The following is an 18,627-nucleotide window of genomic DNA, read 5'->3' as shown; positions in this document are numbered from 1 at the left end:
CTTTAATCCAAAGATCTTAGCAAATCGTAAAAAAGCAATTCTGTTAAAGATATTTAGGCTAAATCAACTTCAGTCCCACATGTAAAAAAGGGCCGTCCCCTGAGAGGATCGGCCCTTTTTTGCCTGCCGTTTTTTTACTCCTGCCTTTACACGGCGCCTTCTTTTTTCTTTTTCCGGTCAACCGTCACAATCAGCGGTTGCTCGTGCTTTACCACCGTATCCTTTGACACGACGCATTTTGTTACGTCGCCGCGGGAAGGTATGTCGTACATGACGTTCAGCATGATCTCCTCGAGTATCGCCCGCAACCCACGGGCACCGGTATTCCTGCGGATGGCCTCCTGCGCTACGGCTTTCAGGGCCTCCAACTGGAACTCCAGGGTTACGCTGTCGATCTCGAAGAGCTTCTCATACTGACGCACCAGGGCGTTGCGCGGCTCAGTCAGGATCCGCACCAGATCGTCTTCCGTAAGCGGCTCCAGGGTTACTATGATCGGAAGCCGTCCTACAAATTCCGGTATAAGACCGTATTTGAGCAGGTCCTGAGGCAGGATCTGGCGTAAGACCTGGCCGATATTCTGTTCCTTGCGGACGACAAGCTCCGCCCCGAACCCCATCGTCTTCTTACTGACGCGGGTCTGGATGATCTTGTCTACGCCCTCGAAGGCCCCGCCACAGATGAACAGTATGTTCGTGGTATCGAGCTGGATAAACTCCTGGTGCGGGTGTTTCCTGCCACCCTGAGGCGGCACGCTGGCCACCGTACCTTCGAGAATCTTCAAAAGCGCCTGCTGCACACCCTCACCGGAGACGTCACGGGTGATCGACGGATTTTCCGATTTGCGCGCGATTTTATCGATCTCGTCGATGTAAACGATCCCTTTTTCCGCTTTCTCGATATCATAGTCCGCCGCCTGGATCAGCTTGAGAAGAATGTTCTCAACATCCTCACCCACGTAGCCTGCTTCGGTAAGCGAAGTAGCGTCGGCGATTGCAAACGGAACGTTAAGCATCCGGGCCAGGGTCTGCGCCAGGAGCGTTTTACCGCAGCCCGTCGGCCCAAGCATTACGATGTTGCTCTTCTGCAACTCCACTTCATCGATTTTACCGCCGAGATTAATCCGCTTGTAATGGTTGTAAACAGCCACCGACAGCATCTTCTTTGAATATTCCTGGCCGATTACGTACTGGTCAAGAAATTCCTTGATTTCTTTCGGCGTCGGTACGTCACGTAACTCAGAACTAAGGTCCTCGCTTAGTTCCTCTTCAATGATTTCGTTGCATAGTTCTATACATTCATCGCAAATATAGACCCCGGGTCCTGCCACGAGTTTCTTTACCTGATCCTGATGTTTGCCGCAAAACGAACACTTCAGATGCCCCTTCTCGCTGTTAAGCATTGCCTTCCACCTCGCTCACTTCGTCGGCTTCTTTCGAACCGTTATTACTTCATCCACAACCCCGTATTCCCTGGCCTGCTGCGCCGACATAAAGAAATCTCTTTCAGTGTCCAGGCTGATCTTATCGACCGATTGTGCAGTGTGTTTGGACAATAGTTCATTCAGGATGCTTCTTGCCCTTAAAATCTCCTTCGCGTGAATCTCAACCTCCGTCGCCTGCCCTTGAATCCCGCCGAAAGGTTGATGAATCATTATCCTGGCGTAAGGAAGCGCGTACCGTTTCCCTTTAGCCCCCGCCGCAAGAAGGAACGCCCCCATACTCGCCGCCTGCCCGAGACAGATGGTGGAGACATCAGGGCGGATGTACTGCATCGTATCGTAAATGGCCATCCCTGCGGTAATAAGTCCCCCCGGCGAGTTGATGTAGAGGTGGATGTCCTTTTCCGGGTCCTCCGCCTCAAGAAATAGAAACTGGGCTATGATAAGGTTGGCGATATGATCGTCGATCATCCCGCCGATAAAGATTATCCTATCTTTAAGTAAACGTGAATAAATATCGTAGGCGCGCTCGCCTCGATTCGTCTGTTCCACAACCATAGGCACCAAGGTAGACATGTTCCCCACTCCTCTTCTTTATGATAAACCCTAACCTCTTTTTTTAAAAAGGGGTATCTTAAGGTTATTTCCCTCCATTTGTCTCTATAAAACCTTTTTCCCTCCGGGCATTTTCCCGGGGTTCCCCACCGGCCGATGCGCGGTTTGGCTCTAAGCGGATCAGGAATTCTCTCGTTATGGTTGTTCTTCGGAAGCCTTTTCCGGAACTTGACCTTCAGCTTCAGGTGCTTTTTCATTCACAATCGCGTTATCTACAAGAAATCTTATAGCTCTTTCACGCAGTAGTTTTTCTTTGACGACATCGATCCGGCCCCCTTCTTCCAAGGCCTTACGCAATTCTTGTGGGTCCTGGCGATAAACCGCGGCCAGCTTTGCTATCTCTTCATCCACTTCCGTATCGGTTACATCGAGGTTCTCAGCTTTAACGACCGCATCAAGCACGAGCCGCATCTTGATGGTTCTTTCGGCGTCGGGTTTCATTCGCTCCCGCATCTCCTCGGGAGAACTGTTCAGAAGTTGAAAAAAGCGCTGTGGTTCAACCCCCCGGCCTTCGGCCGAATTCACCATATCCTCCACCATTCCCTCGACCTGCTCCGTTATCATCGAGGACGGGACCTCAACCTTTGCGAGCTCCGAGACCTTATCCAGGATATCCTGGCGGACGGCCAGGTCGGCCTGGTCTGTTGCGGCTTCTCTCAGCTTATTCTCAAGGTCCGTTTTCAATTCCTCAAGTGTGTCAAACTCACTTACTTCCTTAGCCAAATCATCGTCATAAGGCATCAGTTCTTTACGACGAACGCTCTTGACTTTAATCTGAAAAACCGCCTTCTTTCCGGCCGCTGCGGTGTCCGGGGATTCGGCAGGGACGTCGACCCCCACTTCTTTCGTTTCACCGGCACGCATCCCGATCAATGCATCGTCCACATCCGGGATCAAGTACCCGTGTCCGACCTCGATCTCTCTGCCTTTAGCAGTACTGCCGGAAAACGCTTTACCTTCAATCGTTCCCTCGTAATCTATGGTAACAATATCGTCTTTGTCCACGGCCCCGTCTTCAACCGTCACCAACCGGGCGTAGCGGTTCCGCAGCTTTTCAAGCTCCGCTTCAACGTCCTCCCGGGTGACGGAATTAACCCGCCGTACGACCTCTATACCTTTATACTGTCCTAATTCAACCTCCGGCTTGACCTCTACCTTGGCCTTGAAAATCAGCGGCTTCCCCTTTTCAGCCTGAACGATTTCCACTTCCGGCTGAGAAACCGGATCTATTCCGGCGTCGCTTACCGCTGTCGGGTAAACCTCGCCGAGAACCAGTGTCGCCGCCTCCTCATATAGTTTCTCCTTGCCCACATAACGTTCGAGGATAACCTTCGGTACCCTTCCCTTGCGGAAACCAGGGATTGTAACATCCTTCGCCACCTTCCGGTAAGCGCGTTCAACCGCCTGGTCAAAGTGTTCCGCCTCTACTTCTACCTGCAAAAGTACGGTGCTCTTCTCTAAACGCTCCGACGTAACCTGCATCCGCGTCCTCCCGTCTCCGTGTTTTAACATCTATTCACCGCGTTCCGTCAAAGAAACACTAGGCGGCTGAATACTTCCTCAAAATAAACTACCTATTCGGCGTGCTGTAGTCAAGTCCTTTAAAATTTTCAGCGCATTTGTCCAAAAAAACCCAACGAAAAAGATAACCAGGGTACAACCCCTGGCACCTGACTGACTACCACTCATTATAGCAAAACCCATCGGAAAATCAAGTTTTGTCATTTTCAAGGTCGACCGGCCCCGTTTTGCAGCAGCCTCCTAGGAAAGGTGTCTGATGACCAGATCACCCACTTCGCTCGTGGAATGGCCCATCCTCCCGGCGGCGAGGCTTTTCAGGTGTTTTGCGCACACCTCCTGAACCGCGCGCTCAACCCGTGCAGCCGCCCGCTCCTCACCAAGCTGTTCAAGCATCATCGCCCCGGCGTAGATAGCGGCAAGCGGGTTAATGACATTCTTCCCCGCATACTTGGGCGCCGAACCGCCGATAGGCTCGAACATGGAAACCCCGGTCGGATTGATATTACCGCCTGCGGCGATGCCCATGCCGCCCTGGATCATTGCTCCGAGGTCGGTGATGATATCACCGAACATGTTGTCCGTTACAATCACGTCGAACCATTCGGGGTTTTTTACCATCCACATGCAGGTGGCGTCAACGTGCGCGTAATCCCGCTGAATATCCGGGTATTCCTCTCCTACCCCGTGAAAAACCCTCTCCCACAGGCTGAAGGCGTAAGTCAGGACGTTTGTTTTCCCGCAAAGCGTCAGTTTCTTGTTTTTATTTCTTTTCCGACAGTACTCAAAGGCGTAGCGAATGCAGCGCTCGACCCCTCTGTAAGTATTAATCGAATTCTGGACGGCCACCTCATCCACGGTCCCCCGCTTCAGAAAACCTCCCGCGCCGCAGTAAAGCCCTTCCGTATTCTCCCTGACCACCACAAAGTCGATATCCTGAGGGCTCTTGTCTTTAAGCGGGGTATCAACACCCGGGTAAAGTTTAACAGGCCGCAGATTAACATACTGATCGAGTTCAAAACGAAGACGCAACAGGATGTCCTTTTCCAGAATACCGGGTTTAACGTCGGGGTGTCCGATCGCGCCCAGATAAATTGAATCAAATCCCCGCAACTCTTCAAGGGCGCTGTCTGGAAGCGTCTCACCGGTTCTGAGGTATCTATCGCCGCCGAAATCATAGGTAACGGCATCGAACTTGAATCCTTCGATTTCCGCCGCCGCTGACAGGACCTTCATTCCCTCTCTAATTTGTTCCGGACCCGTCCCGTCGCCGGGTATCACCGCGATTTTGGGCACAAGGTTCTCCTCCTGCAGGCTCTTTTTAAGCTGGGTGAAATTTTACCTCTATTTACCCGTCATGTCAAGATGAACCGATTACTAAAATCTTATCCCCAGAGGCGGGACTCACCCGCCGTAAAAATTAAAAACTCGTGAAAAAAGAAACACTCACAAGCGATCGGCTTTAATCAAAAAAATAGGGCCAGTCAAACTGGCCAAAGGGATGGGGGTTATAGTTAAGGTATCACCAATGAATTTATGTTATACGATGAGGCTGTTTACATTTGCCGTATTCACTTTATGTAACCACTCTCGGATTTGTGCCGGTTCGCTTCTTTCGAGGACTTTAATAATGTCCTTTTCCTTCACCAGCACCATCCAGCCCTCCGGGGCGTGCAGTTCGTACCATTTCGTGCCGGGAACCGGAAGGAGTCGGCACCCCGCCGCTTCAAGGACCCGATAAGCTTCATCAAGCTTACTCATTGCAATCACCCCGCTCGGATGGGCGGAATAAACCATCTTCTTGTGAAAGATATAACTTGCACTTTTAAGTATATGGTGGAAATGGAACATTGTCAATCATATTTTAGAATTTCTTTCAAATATTCAATTCTTTCCCGTACCACGTCGGGTGAAGGGCCGCCCAACACCCGGCGGGCTTTAACCGACTCCTCAAGTTTAACCGCCTGAAAAACGTCTTCCGCGATAACCGGGGAAAAACGGCGGTATTCTTCGAGGTCAAGATCATCAAGCCGCTTACCTGCATCAAGACAATATAGAACCACCCCGCCGACCACCTCGTGCGCCTCCCGGAACGCAAGCCCCTTGTTGACAAGGTACTCCGCCAGGTCGGTCGCGCACAGAAAACCAACGGAAGCCGCAGCGGCCATTCGCCCGCGGTCAACCCGGAGCGACTCGATCATGGGGATGAAAACCTCAAGACACCCCTTCAGCGTATCCACGGTGTCGAAAAGCAGGGGCTTGTCCTCCTGCATGTCCTTGTTGTAAGTAAGCGGTTGTCCCTTCAGCAGTACCAGCATCCCCGTCAGGTTCCCGATCACCCGCCCCGTTTTTCCGCGGGACAGTTCCGCGACATCCGGGTTTTTCTTCTGGGGCATCATGCTCGATCCTGTGGTAAAGGCGTCATCGAGCTCAATAAAACCGATTGCGGGCGTACTCCATAAGATAATCTCTTCGCACAGGCGGCTCAGGTGGACCATGGCAAGCGCCGCCGCCGAACAGAACTCCACCACGAAGTCCCGGTCGCTCACCGCATCCATGCTGTTTTCGGTAAGGGCGTCAAAACCCAGTTCTTCCGCAAGGAATTCGCGGTCGAGGGGAAAGGTTGTTCCGGCCAAGGCCCCGGCGCCCAGAGGCATCACATTTGTACGGTAGTAGCAGTCTTCGAAACGGGCTTTGTCACGGCTGAACATCTCGTAATAGGCAAGGAGGTGGTGAGCGAAGGTAACCGGCTGGGCCGGCTGGAGGTGGGTAAACCCGGGCATCAGCGTCTCGCAGTGGACCGCCGCTAAATCCACCAGTACCCGGCGGATTCCGGTGAGGAGTTCGCGAACCGCCCTTATTTCATCTCTTAAATACAGCCTTAAGTCGGTTGCCACCTGGTCGTTCCGGCTTCGACCGGTATGCAGCTTCTTCCCCGCGTCCCCCACCCATTTCACCAGCAGCGCTTCGATCAGCGAGTGGATGTCTTCCTCTCCCGTAAGCGCCACCTTGCCGGCGAGAAAAGCATCGTAGATCTTCTCCAGGCCTTTCACGATCATGTTCCCCTCTTCGGAACTGAGGATGCCTGTTCTCACCAGCATCCTGGCGTGTGCCATGCTGCCCTGGATGTCATAAGGCCAGAGGCGGGAGTCGAAACTCAGGGAATCCTGGAAGGCTCTTACCCGCTCGTCGGTTTCCTTCTGAAAGCGGCCACCCCAAAGGGTACTCATAAAACCCCTCCTTCTTTCTCGCCCAACTCGAATAAGCCGGAACCACCCAACACTTAACGGTACGTTAAAACTACATCGTTTTATGCATGTTACTTAGAACGCGCGTCTTAGGATCAGCACATTAAATGTGGGTCACAGCAGAGGCAGATCATCAAGTCCGAAGTCCTATGTCCTGCGTCCTAAGTCCGGAAACAGGAACTGGGGACTTTCGACTGAGGACTTAATTCATGACTCGCCGCTTTATATCAGTACCCTCCGTGTGCTCTGTGCCTCTGTGGTTATTTTTTTTTGCCATCTTGCGCAAATCTTCACGCCCTAAGTGCCTGGCGGCCCGCTATTCACCTTCAGCCTCTTTTTCCACCAGCGCCCTGACTTTTAAGGGCAGGCCGAAGAGATTGATAAAGCCCGCGGCGTCCTTCTGGTCATACATCTCATCGCGCTCAAAAGTTGCCAGGTCCTTAAGATACAGGGAATGCGCCGACCGGATACCGGATGTGGAAATATTCCCCTTATAAAACCGGAGACGGATGCTCCCGGTCACCGTCCGGGTAACCGCGGTGACAAAGGCGTCGAGAGCCTCTCTGAGCGGGGAAAACCATAAACCGTCGTAAACAAGCTCCGCATACTTGAGCGCCACCACTTCCTTGAAGTGAAGCGTGGCCCTGTCCAGCGTCAGACGCTCAAGCTCCCTCAGGGCGTAAAAAAGCGCGGTCCCTCCGGGGGTCTCGTAAACCCCCCGGGATTTCATCCCCACCAAACGATTCTCGACCATATCAACGATCCCGACGCCGCTTTTCCCGGCCAGGGCGTTCAATCGTTCGACCAGGGTAACCGGGTCGGGGCGGGTATCATCAAGCGCCACCGGGGTTCCGGCTTCAAACTCAAGGTTCACGTAGGCAGACTCCGAAGGCGCCTTCTCCGGCGCGGTGGTTATAAGATAAATGTCCTGCGGCGCCTCGTTTCCGGGGTTCTCCAGGTCTCCGCCCTCGTGGCTCAGGTGCCAAATGTTCCGGTCCATGCTGTAAGGGCGCTCTTTGGTAACCGGTACCGGAATACCGCGGGCCGCGGCGTAAGCAATCGCCTCTTCGCGCGAACCAATCTCCCACAGGCGCCAGGGAGCAATCACCGCCAGGTCCGGGGCCAGGGCCTTCACACTGACCTCAAAACGCACCTGGTCGTTTCCTTTGCCGGTAGCGCCGTGCGCTACGGCCTCCGCTCCTTCCTTGCGCGCCACCTCGACCAGTTTCCTGGCGATAAGCGGTCGGGCCATGGAAGTACCGAGAAGGTACTTTCCTTCGTATACAGCGCCTGCCCGAAGTGTCGGGAATGCATAATCCGTCAGGAACTCCTCCCTGACGTCCTCTATATAAACCTTGCTCGCGCCGCTCTTCAGGGCCTTTTCCCTTACCGCTTTCAGTTCCTCACCCTGGCCGAGGTCGGCGGCCATGGCGATTACCTCACAGCCGTAATTCTCTTTAAGCCAGGGGATAATGATCGAGGTATCGAGGCCCCCGGAGTATGCAAGCACAATTTTCCTGGTCATTAAGTCACCCCTTCTTGCCGCGGCCGGCTCTAAAGCAACAATGACAACAACGCTTTCTGCACGTGCAGCCGATTTTCCGCTTCGTCCCACACCCGGCTTGCCGGTCCGTCAATAATCTCGTCCGTAACCTCCTCGCCGCGGTGCGCCGGCAGGCAGTGCAGGAATATGTAATCGGGCTCGGCGTGGGCAACCAGAGCGCTGTTGACCTGGTAAGGCTGAAAAACCTTCGCCCTTTCCTCGCGCTCGTCGTCCTGTCCCATGCTCGCCCACGTGTCTGTAACCACAACGTCCGCGTTTCGGACTGCCTCAACCGGATCGTTAAGAACCTCCACCCTGCTCCCCCTACACGCCGCCCTAGCCATGTCGACTATTTCCGGGAGCGGTTCGTAGCCCGGCGGGCTGGCGACGGCGATATGCATCGCCACATTGGGGCAGGCCAGCAACAGGGAATTGCAGACGTTGTTGCCGTCTCCCACCCATGCAAGTTTCAGCCCTTCAAACCGCTTTTTATGTTCCAGAATCGTCATAAGGTCCGCAAGGATCTGGCAGGGATGCTCCCGGTCTGTGAGTCCGTTGATTACCGGGACCGTTGCCTCCGCAGCAAAGATTTCCACGTCCCGCTGGTTGAACGTACGAATCATTATACCACCCACGTAACGGGAAAGAACCCGCGCCGTGTCGGCGATTGTTTCACCCCGGCCGAGTTGAAGATCCCCCACGTTCAGGTTAAGGGCGTGTCCCCCGAGCTGGGACATTCCGACCTCGAAGGAGACCCTTGTTCTGGTTGAAGGCTTCTGAAATATCATGGCAAGGGTTTTACCCGCGCAAAAGGTGTGGGTTTCGCCCCTTGATTTAGACCCTTTCAACTCGCGTGAAAACTCAAGAATATCCATAATTTCCGGACCTGTAACGTCTGCCATCGTGAGAAAATTCCTTTTGTGAAACCTCTTCCGCAAGGACGCATACATAATGTGATCTCACCTCCTTGAAAATAGTGCTGCTTTCGGTGGGCGCATCGATAAGTAACACATTGCTGTGTCAGCCCGGCAGAGCCGAATCCTCACGTACCATTTTGGAGGTGAGAGGCCAGAAGTTAGAGGTTAAACCTTTTACAGGAATTCGCTTTGTGAATTCCCTTAATAACTCCAACTTCCAACCTCCTGCATCCAACTTCTAAAATGGTTCGTCTCCTCCGGTCTTCCTTGCACTGCATCACTTCTCGCTGCGTTCCGCCTTTGTTACGTTACTGCTTCAAAGTGACCAGCTCAAAGGGTCCTCTTTTTCATTCGACGTAGTGCCGCTGAATGCGTCATATAGAACTCTTCTGGATCTGAGTAACCGGCTTACGGGTCCGACATATTGATATTTATAAACCTATAGTTAAAATTAATTCCCTGCAACCGCCAGCAAACCTTTTTTCAGGATAGCGGTAGCGCTGTCTACATCCTTACGGGTGATTGTAAGCGGCGGCACAAAACGTAAGGTATCCTCTTTCACCGCGTTGGTGAGAAGCCCGCGCTCCTGGCAGGTTTCAACCACCACATTGGCCGGAACCGACAATACCGCTCCGAGCATGAGACCGAGACCTCTTACCTCCCGTATCATCCCGGTTTCCTCTCCCAGGGCTGTTAATTTTTCTTTAAAGTAAGCACCCAGTGACGCCGCGTTTTCCACGAGACCTTCCCCGGTCATGGCGGTGACGGATGCCAGAGCAGCCGCTGCCGCCAACGGGTTCCCCCCGAATGTCGAAGCATGGTCCCCCGGGCTGAAACCTGAAGCCGCCTCGGCGGTGGCCAGCAGTGCCCCCATAGGAAAACCGCCGGCAAGCGCCTTGGCAAGACAAGTAAGGTCCGCCGTTACCCCGTAATGTTCTTGGGCCAGGAGGCGCCCGGTCCTTCCCAGCCCGCACTGCACCTCGTCAAAAATGAGTAAGGCTCCTTTTTCCAGGGTCACCCGGCGCGCCGTTTCGAGGAATTCCGGCGACGCCGGATATATTCCTCCCTCTCCCTGCACCGGCTCTAGCAGCACGGCCGCGGTTTTTTCATTAACCGCCTCCCGCAGGGCCGCCACATCGTTGAACGGTATGTATCTGAAACCCGGAACCAGCGGCTCGAAGCCATTGTGGTACTTCGGCTGCCCCGTGGCGGTAACCGCACCGAAGGTCCGGCCGTGAAAGGAACCCTCCGCCGTTACGATCTCGGAACAACCGGGGCCGCGCTTCTTATACACATACTTCCTGGCCAGCTTGAGTCCCGCCTCCACCGCTTCCGCACCGCTGTTGCAGAAAAACGCCTGGTCAAAAGCGGTATTCTCGGTCAGCCATTTCGCCAGCGCAACCTGCGGAATCGTATAATAAAGGTTGGAACAATGCATTAGAATGCCCGCTTGTTCTCTGACGGCGGCCACAACCCTCGGGTGACAGTGTCCCAGGGAGTTGACCGCAAGGCCGGCCAGAAAATCAAGGTATTCCTTGCCTTCGGCGTCCCAAACCCGCGCCCCGCTGCCTCTCACCAGCACCAGCGGCAGGCGGGAGTAGGTCTTTATTATATGTTTCTCGGCAAGCTCGGTAATTTCTTTTGATGTGAGACCTTGATATTGTTCCACGTTTTCCAACCCCTCCTGTCTAAAAACAATAACCGCCAAGATGCCAAGGACGACACCATGAATCAATACAAAATGCGACACAGGTAAATCATGGTTTTATGCCGATTCTGATTATCTAAACAGCCAGCTTCGGTCTACATTTTAATTCCTCGTTGAGCCGTAATCCTCATATTTTAATTAATGTCTACTGTCTACTTCCCTGATGACTACTGTTTACTGTCTACTGACTCCTAATTCCCGGCTTCTGACTTCTATATTCCACATTCTACATTCCATTAGTGAACCACCATTGTTCCGACGCCTTCGTCGGTAAAGACCTCGAGCAGGATGGCGTGCAGCACCCTCCCGTCGAGAATGTGGGCGCTGTTGACCCCGTCCTTGAGCGCCGCGGCGCAACACTCCAGTTTTGGGATCATCCCCCCGGAAATCTTCCCGGAGGTTGCAAGCGCCGGGATTTCTTCCAACTTGACCTTTGAAATCACCGAACCCTTATCCTGCGGGTTTCTCAATATGCCCTCGACGTCCGTAAGAATGATCAGCTTGTCGGCGCCCAGGGCCCCGGCGATCCTCCCGGCCACGGTATCGGCGTTGATGTTGTAACCCTCCCCTTCGGGTCCCAGGCCGATCGGCGCCACCACCGGGATATAGCCCTGCCTGATGACGCTGAAAAGAAGCTCGGGGTTTACCTCTGTGACCTCCCCTACCAGCCCGATGTCCTGCTCGATTTTAGTGCCGTCGGCGACGCTGATGATGCCCGGTTTTTTGACCGCCTTGAACAGATTGGCGTCTTTTCCCCAAAGGCCCACCGCCCTGCCGCCGAGGCGGTTAATCAGAGCGGCGATCTCCTTATTCAGGCGGCCGAGAACCATTTCGACTATTTCCATTGTTTCCGCGTCCGTAACACGGAGGCCGCCGATAAAAGAGGACTCCTTACCGAGTCGTTTCAGCATCTTGTTAATCTCGGGGCCGCCGCCGTGAACCACGACCGGGTGCATCCCTACGTACTTCATAAGCACGAGGTCTGTCATAACCGCCTGTTTCAGCTCGCAGTTGAGCATTGCGTGCCCGCCGTATTTCACCACGATAATCTTTCCGTAAAACTGCTTAATGTAAGGCAGGGCCTCTACTAGGATTCCTGCCTTCTCAACCGCCGTTAAAACCATTCTTAATCCTCCAAGCAAAGCGTTGCTATCTACTGTCTACCACCTGCTGCCTACCATACGCCTCCGACTTCCGACTTCTTGCTTCTTGCCTCTTAACTCCTGTAGCTGGCATTTATCTTAACGTAATCGTACGTAAGGTCACAACCCCAGGCCGTGGCCGCGCCGTCGCCGTCCTTCAAATCCACTGTAATAATGACCGGATCCTTCTCCAATTCCTTCATGGCGCTTTCCTCGGAAAAGACAAGACCCGCCCCGTTTGCCGCCACCTGTTCCTCACCCAGGAAGATATCGACCGTGGCCGGGTTAAAATCGGCGCCGGAGTAACCGGCGGCGCACAAGATGCGGCCCCAGTTGGCGTCCCGGCCGAAAACAGCCGCTTTGACCAGGTTGGACGCGGCGATTGACCGGGCCGTGGTCCGTGCATCACCGGGTGTGCGGGCCCCCTTGACCCGCACTTCGATCAATCTGGAGGCGCCTTCCCCATCCCGCGCGATTTTCTTCGCCAGTTCGATCGATACCGCGGTAAGCGCGGCCAGAAAAACCTCATAATCCTCACCCGGGCCGTCAATTACCTTGTTGCCGGCCTGACCGTTGGCAAGCGCCAGCACCATATCGTTGGTACTGCTGTCCCCGTCCACCGTAATCATATTGAAAGAAGCATCCACCGCGGCCTTCAGGGCCTGGGGAAGAAGCTCCGCTTCCACCGCCACGTCCGACGTTAGAAAGGCGAGGAGCGTAGCCATATTCGGGTGAATCATTCCCGAGCCCTTGGCCATACCGCTGACGGTACACCTCCTGCCGCCGATAGTGAACCGGACGGCAGCTTCCTTAACAACCGTATCCGTGGTAAGGATCGCTTCCGCCGCCGCGCGGCCGGACGGCCCCAACGCCTTCACCGCCGCCGGCAGCGCCGCCTTAATCTTTTCCACCGGAAGACGCTGACCGATAACCCCGGTGGAACCCACCAGAACAAGTTCTTCCGGCAACCTCAACGCCGCCGCCGTCGACCGGGCCATTGCCGTCGCGTCCGCGAACCCATCCGGGCCGGTACACGCGTTCGCATTGCCGCTGTTGACGATGACCGCCTGCGCCTGGCCGCTTTGCAGCCGCTCCGCGGTGATCAGAAGCGGCGCCGCTTTGACCCGGTTGGTCGTAAAAACCCCTGCCGCCGCAGCAGGCACCGTGCTGACAAGGAGCGCCAAGTCTTTCTTGGCCTTTTTAATCCCGGATGCCACACCGCTTGCCATGAAACCGGCGGGGAGAGTAACGCCCCCTATCCACTCCATCAGATTCCTTCCCTTCGGTCAAAGGTAAATTTAACTATTAAAAAGTCCATTACCCGGAAACGCCGGAACCACCCAGCACTCAACGGTACGTCGATATCTAATCGTTTTATGCATGTTATTTAGAACGCGCGTCTTAGGATCAGCACATTGAGTGCTGGGCTTGCCCATTTTGCGCAGATCCTGGCGTCAAGCGCCTAAGGGAAAATCCCTGCAAAGTCCAACCCGGTTGTCTCCGGCAGCCCGAAAAGCAGGTTCATGTTTTGCACCGCCTGCCCGGACGCTCCCTTAACCAGGTTGTCGATCGCGGCAAGGAGCACCGCCCGGCCCGTTCGCGAATCGGCCACCGCTCCCAGATGAACACAGTTTGACCCCGCGACGCCCTTGGTTTGCGGCAATACCCCTTCCGGCAGAACCCGGACATAATACTCGTCGCGGTAAAACTCCCGGTACTGATCGAGGAGTGCCGCCGTCGAAAGCGGCTTCTTCAAGCCGGCGTAAACGGTCGCTAAAATGCCCCTTGTCTGCGGCACCAGGTGCGGAGTGAACGAAACCTTCAGCTCCCGGCGCGCCGCCGCCGACAATCCCTGTTCTATTTCAGGCGTGTGCCGGTGCACCCCGACATTATATGCCTGAACGTTGTCATTAACTTCCGCGTAATGCACCCGCAGGTTGAGCGTGCGGCCGGCGCCCGAAACCCCCGATTTAGCGTCGATGATGATGCCTTCCGGCGAAATCAGCCCCGCATGCAGGAGCGGAACCGCAGCCAAGAGCGACGCCGTGGGGTAGCAGCCCGGATTGGCTATCAGACGGGAATTCTTTATCTGCTCGCGGTAGAGCTCCGGCAGGCCGTAGACCGCTTCTTCAAGCAGCGCCGGGGCCTCGTGTTTTACCTTGTACCAATCCTCGTAAACCCGTACGTCCCGGAAACGAAAATCCGCCCCCAGATCGATGAACCGCTTACCACGATCCAGAACCGTCTTTGCCACAGACACCGCGTGACCATGGGGAAGCGCCACGAAGACGACGTCACAGCCCGCCGCCACCTCGTCCGCGTCAAGCGCGACCAGTTCCCGGTCCGAAAAACCGGTAAGGTGGGGAAAGACCTCACTCAACTTCTTCCCCGCATAACTGCGGGATGTCAACATCGCAATCTCAACCGCGGGGTGCCTGACCAACAACCGCACCAGTTCCGCACCCGTATAACCTGTTGCCCCGATAATACCGACCTTGATCAATTAAATCACCCGTATCGACATATTATATAAATAATTATACAACTGGTTGCATAAAAATACAACAAGACAGGGAAATATTTTTTAAGATAAACCCTGTCCCTCTCACAAAACCGGAGATACTCGTATTTCAAGATATCAGGGCTTTTGCCGTCTGATAACGCAATACTTGTATAAAACTAAATCGCGGGAAATATCACGCGGTTTTTAAGGGAAGCACCCATGTAATAAATGAATTTTAAACTATAAATCCTTTATCTTATAATAATTATTTTTCGCGCCAGACCGTTCCCTTTATCGGAATATGGTTCCCGCACACGGCGCATTTACCGTCCTCGAAAGCGCGGTTTCGAGCCGTGTATCCCGTGCGCGAAATAACCACCGTACCGCAGGCGGGACAAAGGGTATCACCGGCGCCTTCACCCTGAATGTTCCCAAGATAAACATAGTTCAGACGCTCACGGGCTATCCGGAGCGCCCGGCGCAAGGTGTCCGGGGGTGTCGGCGGACGGTCCATTTCAAAGTTGGGAAAGTAACGTGAGAGATGAAGCGGCATGTCCGGATCCAACCCGGACAACCATTCTACCAGCTCGCCCAGTTCCTGTTCCGAATCATTGAGACCGGTGACAATGAGGGTGGTCACCTCGACGTGACATTTCTCCCGGGCCCACGCCACCGTTTTCTTAACCGGTTGCAGCCGACCGGCGCAGGTCTTTTTGTAGAAATCATCCCGGAAGGCTTTGACATCGATGTTCAACGCATCAATGTAAGGAAGTATCTCTTTCAGCGGCTTTTCGTTCACCATCCCGTTGGTCACCAGAACGTTTTTATAACCGGCCTCGCTTACCAGCCGGGCGGTATCCCTTACAAACTCGTACCACACCATCGGTTCGGAGTAAGTATAGGCCACACCGGTACAGCGCGGCCCTTGAGCCCCAACCATCGCCGCCACCCGTTCGGGTTCAAGACTGACCGCGGGAGGCGAGCCGTGGGCAATCTCCCAGTTCTGGCAGAAGGAACAGTGAAGGTTGCAGCCGAAGGTCCCTAGAGATAATATCGTGTGCGCCGGGTAGAAATGGTAGAGCGGTTTTTTCTCCATGGGGTCGACTGAACAGGAGGTGCATCTTCCGTAATTAAGCGTATAAAGAACACCCTCGCGGTTCTCGCGCACCCGGCAGTATCCGGCCCGGTCTTGCTTAATAACGCACGCCTTGGGGCACAGTCGGCAGACGACCGTGTTGTCTTTGCGTTTTTTATAAAAAAGAGCTTCGCGCACTTTTTAGCTAATTCTGCTCCTTTTGGGGTCAGAATTCAGTAGTCAGTAGTCAGAATTCAGAATGGGGAAGACATGGCTTCTGGCTTCTAAAAGTACCTTTTCACTTCAAACCGCTCCAACTTCACCGGCTCGTCGGGCCCGATGCCGGCCTTCTGCCTGGCAACAGCCACCTGCCGATCCGGCGTGTCGACCCCCTCCAGGTCGGGCAGCAACAGCCCTTTCCGTAAACGGCGGGAAACAATCACCCCGTATCGTTTCGGGTCGAGTTCGTCCAGCCCGCTTACAGGTTCCGGCCGCCCGAGCACGTCAACAGAAATACTCAGGTCTTCAATCTCCGACGCTCTCACCGGATCGAACCGGGGGTCGCGGGTGGACGCGCCGATTGCGTTTTCAATCACTTCTTCCACGATGTTTGACCTCGTCGGGCTGATCGTACCTATGCAGCCCCTCAGGAAGGTGCCTTTCTTAAGGGAAACGAAAACCCCCGCCTGCCCGCTGAATTCGGGGGGCACCGTTTCGGCTTGGACACGCTCCCCTTCCTCTAGGTAAGCGCGTATCGCCTTCCGGGCCAGGCGTACCAGGAAACCTTCCTTCGCGCGCCGCGCCTCGGCCTCTTTCAGCAGATCCTCGTAAATGCGCCGGTTCTCATCCTCGCCTTCCGGCACCAGACCCGCCACCATGTACCCCACACCAAATGGTCCCTCATAGGACAAAACCGCCGGCTTGACCTTGAGCCCTTCCAACGCGCCGAACAGCATTATGATCGGCCTGTAACCGCACTCTCCCGCTCGCTCGACCAGCACCGGGTCAAGCTTCATCAGCGCCCGCACATCCGCCGCCCCTATTATCTCCTGCATCCGCCGGTCGAAGACTTCGCCGTAAGGATCGTAACCGTTCGGCGCTTCCGGAGACAGCCGGTGGGAAAGATCCCCGCTCGCGATAACCGCTACCTTCCTACCCGATTTGAGCGCCGCCTGTTGCACCGCAACCCCAAAGCCGTAAAGCCGGTGAAGCGCCAAGAGCGCCGTCCCGCAGACCACCACCGGCAGTTTCACGCCGCCTTCCCGCAGCCAGTAAAGCGGTGCGGTCACCCCATGGTCCAACCGGTAACCCTGCCCTTCACCCGCCTCGACACCAGGAACCCCGATTTGCAGCAATTCCTGCCGCAGAACGTCAACCAGCACCGTGTCGGTCCTGAGATCGAATGATACGCCCGGAGCGCCGAACCGGCCGAGATTCCCGTGGAGTTCCTTTGTGGCGACCACACCCACGGCATCCCAGAGCACCGGACCATGCGGGGATATGAAGATCATCGTCGCCGCGCCGCTCCGGTTTATCATCCCTCCGAGTTCGCGAAGCGCCTCTTGGGTTCGGCGAACCTCCCCGGCATCGCCCCGGCCTACCTCGGGAACCATAATCGGCGGATGGGGAACGATGCCGCCTATTACTATACTACCGGTACGCACATTCTCGCCCCCTTAAAGCCTAACCGGAAGAGCCGGAACTAAATATTCTCACCATAGAGGCACGGAGTTCACAGAGAAAAGAAATGTCAAGACTAAATAACAAGTATTCATTCAGGTCAGAATCCAGTAGCCAGAAGTCAGAATGTTGGTAAATACCCAATACACCCAGCCATTTTAGACTTCTATAAGGCCGAAATCCACCGTGGTTGGTTTCACAGCTGCAAGGGCCAGCCGCGAGCCTCCGGGGACGCCGACCACTTCTGAATTCGGAATTGAAACCCATGCCTAAATAGTTGCAATAACAAAGAAATTTTGTCTTTCCCCTCCGTGCTCTGTGTCTCTGTGGTTAATTTTTCTTGCCATTTTTTATAGATTTTGGCGTCGAAGGCGCTAAGAAAATCACCAGAAACGCCAGCCGCTTACGATGAAATAACCCGCGAGCCCGATTAGAAAAAATCCGGCCAAAGCCAAAACCAGCCGGTAGCCCGCAGGACTGAAAACACGCCTGCCTCCGATGATCGCCGCGGCCACCGCGGCGTACCACGCCAGATCGGCCAGTATGTGACCGGTATAAAAAACAGTCAGTCCCGTAAAGCCCAAAGGCAGCGCGTCGCTTATATACTTGATGCCGATCGTAGCCCACCAGAGGCTCCAGTACGGGTTCGAAAAGCTGACCGCTACCCCGAGCCCGACCAGACGCCCCATTTCCCTTCCGGTTAGCTGTCCTGCTCCGGCCGTAAAAACCATTTTATTGACGGCGCCGGCGCGATCAGCCGGGGTGCCGCCCGGACCGTCACGCTTCCGTGTGGGTTCGAGGGTTAAGGTGGCGCGTCCCGCCAGAACATCCCTTACTATTGTTACCCCCATCCACAGTAAAAACCCGCCGCCGACAAGCGCAATCACGGCAACCACATTCGGGCGGGATATAACCGGTCCGAGCCCCAGAGCAAGCGCTCCCACCAACCCGGCTTCCAGTACGCCGTGGCCGATAATAAGAAGCGGTCCCGCCCAGAAACCCCGTCGGACACTTTCGGCCACCGTCACCGTCAAAAGCGGCCCCGGCATCATCGCCCCCGTCAGAGCGACAATGAAAGCGGTAAGAAAAAGACTCGTTATATCCATGGTGCCTAAAACTGTAACTATTCACCCTTTCGCATTACAATTACGGAACGTGGTGAGAAGCAAGCAGAGCGCGAAGGTCGACACCGGACGGAGCGGAGCGTACTCGAAACGTACGTGAGCATCCGGCCGGTAG

15 protein-coding genes are annotated in these 18,627 nt (G+C 54.9%); all 15 read right to left on the bottom strand.

Annotated features, from left to right (window positions below):
• Positions 1–146: 146 nt before the first annotated feature.
• On the bottom strand, positions 147–1,400 hold the full coding sequence (gene clpX, locus AB1500_04545; protein MEW6182432.1) for an ATP-dependent Clp protease ATP-binding subunit ClpX: 1,254 nt from the start codon (positions 1,398–1,400) through the stop codon (positions 147–149).
• Positions 1,401–1,415: 15 nt separating this feature from the next.
• The gene (clpP, locus tag AB1500_04540; GenBank protein MEW6182431.1) at positions 1,416–2,015 is read right to left on the bottom strand and encodes an ATP-dependent Clp endopeptidase proteolytic subunit ClpP; all 600 of its coding nucleotides are present in this window, start codon (positions 2,013–2,015) and stop codon (positions 1,416–1,418) included.
• A 174-nt stretch (positions 2,016–2,189) separates the two neighbouring features.
• Positions 2,190–3,536, bottom strand: a complete 1,347-nt coding sequence (gene tig, locus AB1500_04535; GenBank protein MEW6182430.1) for a trigger factor — start codon at positions 3,534–3,536, stop codon at positions 2,190–2,192.
• A 279-nt stretch (positions 3,537–3,815) separates the two neighbouring features.
• Complete coding sequence (locus AB1500_04530) at positions 3,816–4,868, bottom strand: 3-isopropylmalate dehydrogenase (protein ID MEW6182429.1); 1,053 nt, start codon at positions 4,866–4,868, stop codon at positions 3,816–3,818.
• Positions 4,869–5,111: 243 nt separating this feature from the next.
• Positions 5,112–5,333, bottom strand: coding sequence for a hypothetical protein (locus AB1500_04525; protein MEW6182428.1), 222 nt, complete (start codon positions 5,331–5,333; stop codon positions 5,112–5,114).
• Positions 5,334–5,425: 92 nt separating this feature from the next.
• The gene (gene argH / locus AB1500_04520) at positions 5,426–6,802 is read right to left on the bottom strand and encodes an argininosuccinate lyase (GenBank protein MEW6182427.1); all 1,377 of its coding nucleotides are present in this window, start codon (positions 6,800–6,802) and stop codon (positions 5,426–5,428) included.
• A 334-nt stretch (positions 6,803–7,136) separates the two neighbouring features.
• Positions 7,137–8,345 carry an argininosuccinate synthase gene (locus AB1500_04515; GenBank protein MEW6182426.1) on the bottom strand — a complete coding sequence of 403 codons (1,209 nt, stop codon included), beginning with the start codon at positions 8,343–8,345 and terminating at the stop codon, positions 7,137–7,139.
• A 29-nt stretch (positions 8,346–8,374) separates the two neighbouring features.
• Positions 8,375–9,313, bottom strand: coding sequence for an ornithine carbamoyltransferase (argF, locus tag AB1500_04510; protein MEW6182425.1), 939 nt, complete (start codon positions 9,311–9,313; stop codon positions 8,375–8,377).
• A gap of 418 nt (positions 9,314–9,731) precedes the next feature.
• On the bottom strand, positions 9,732–10,949 hold the full coding sequence (locus AB1500_04505) for an aspartate aminotransferase family protein (protein ID MEW6182424.1): 1,218 nt from the start codon (positions 10,947–10,949) through the stop codon (positions 9,732–9,734).
• 275 nt (positions 10,950–11,224) lie between these two features.
• A complete protein-coding gene (gene argB, locus AB1500_04500; protein MEW6182423.1) occupies positions 11,225–12,112 on the bottom strand; it encodes an acetylglutamate kinase in 888 nt (295 codons plus the stop codon).
• Positions 12,113–12,204: 92 nt separating this feature from the next.
• Positions 12,205–13,398, bottom strand: coding sequence for a bifunctional glutamate N-acetyltransferase/amino-acid acetyltransferase ArgJ (gene argJ, locus AB1500_04495; GenBank protein ID MEW6182422.1), 1,194 nt, complete (start codon positions 13,396–13,398; stop codon positions 12,205–12,207).
• Positions 13,399–13,592: 194 nt separating this feature from the next.
• Entirely contained in the window at positions 13,593–14,633 is a 1,041-nt protein-coding gene (gene argC / locus AB1500_04490) for an N-acetyl-gamma-glutamyl-phosphate reductase (GenBank protein MEW6182421.1), read from the bottom strand.
• A gap of 265 nt (positions 14,634–14,898) precedes the next feature.
• Complete coding sequence (amrS, locus tag AB1500_04485) at positions 14,899–15,906, bottom strand: AmmeMemoRadiSam system radical SAM enzyme (protein MEW6182420.1); 1,008 nt, start codon at positions 15,904–15,906, stop codon at positions 14,899–14,901.
• Between the two features lie 86 nt (positions 15,907–15,992).
• Positions 15,993–17,372: an AmmeMemoRadiSam system protein A gene (gene amrA / locus AB1500_04480; GenBank protein MEW6182419.1), complete on the bottom strand. Its 1,380-nt coding sequence runs from the start codon at positions 17,370–17,372 to the stop codon at positions 15,993–15,995.
• A gap of 399 nt (positions 17,373–17,771) precedes the next feature.
• Positions 17,772–18,494 (bottom strand): LysE family transporter, encoded by a 723-nt coding sequence (locus AB1500_04475; GenBank protein ID MEW6182418.1) that lies wholly within the window; start codon positions 18,492–18,494, stop codon positions 17,772–17,774.
• Positions 18,495–18,627 lie beyond the last annotated feature (133 nt).

The organism is Bacillota bacterium, assembly GCA_040755295.1.
Lineage (GTDB): Bacteria > Bacillota > Desulfotomaculia > Desulfotomaculales > Ammonificaceae > SURF-55.
The sequence above is the reverse complement of the archived record's forward strand: the minus strand, read 5'-3'. Positions and strand labels throughout refer to the sequence as shown.

Excerpts from the sequence above, each read along its gene's own strand:
- clpX (MEW6182432.1), bottom strand. The coding sequence starts at position 1,400 with ATGCTTAACAGCGAGAAGGGGCATCTGAAGTGTTCGTTTTGCGGCAAA.
- argJ (MEW6182422.1), bottom strand. The coding sequence starts at position 13,398 with ATGGAGTGGATAGGGGGCGTTACTCTCCCCGCCGGTTTCATGGCAAGC.
- AB1500_04475 (MEW6182418.1), bottom strand. The coding sequence starts at position 18,494 with ATGGATATAACGAGTCTTTTTCTTACCGCTTTCATTGTCGCTCTGACG.
- tig (MEW6182430.1), bottom strand. The coding sequence starts at position 3,536 with ATGCAGGTTACGTCGGAGCGTTTAGAGAAGAGCACCGTACTTTTGCAG.
- clpP (MEW6182431.1), bottom strand. The coding sequence starts at position 2,015 with ATGTCTACCTTGGTGCCTATGGTTGTGGAACAGACGAATCGAGGCGAG.
- AB1500_04515 (MEW6182426.1), bottom strand. The coding sequence starts at position 8,345 with ATGACCAGGAAAATTGTGCTTGCATACTCCGGGGGCCTCGATACCTCG.
- argB (MEW6182423.1), bottom strand. The coding sequence starts at position 12,112 with ATGGTTTTAACGGCGGTTGAGAAGGCAGGAATCCTAGTAGAGGCCCTG.
- argH (MEW6182427.1), bottom strand. The coding sequence starts at position 6,802 with ATGAGTACCCTTTGGGGTGGCCGCTTTCAGAAGGAAACCGACGAGCGG.
- argF (MEW6182425.1), bottom strand. The coding sequence starts at position 9,313 with ATGTATGCGTCCTTGCGGAAGAGGTTTCACAAAAGGAATTTTCTCACG.
- AB1500_04525 (MEW6182428.1), bottom strand. The coding sequence starts at position 5,333 with ATGAGTAAGCTTGATGAAGCTTATCGGGTCCTTGAAGCGGCGGGGTGC.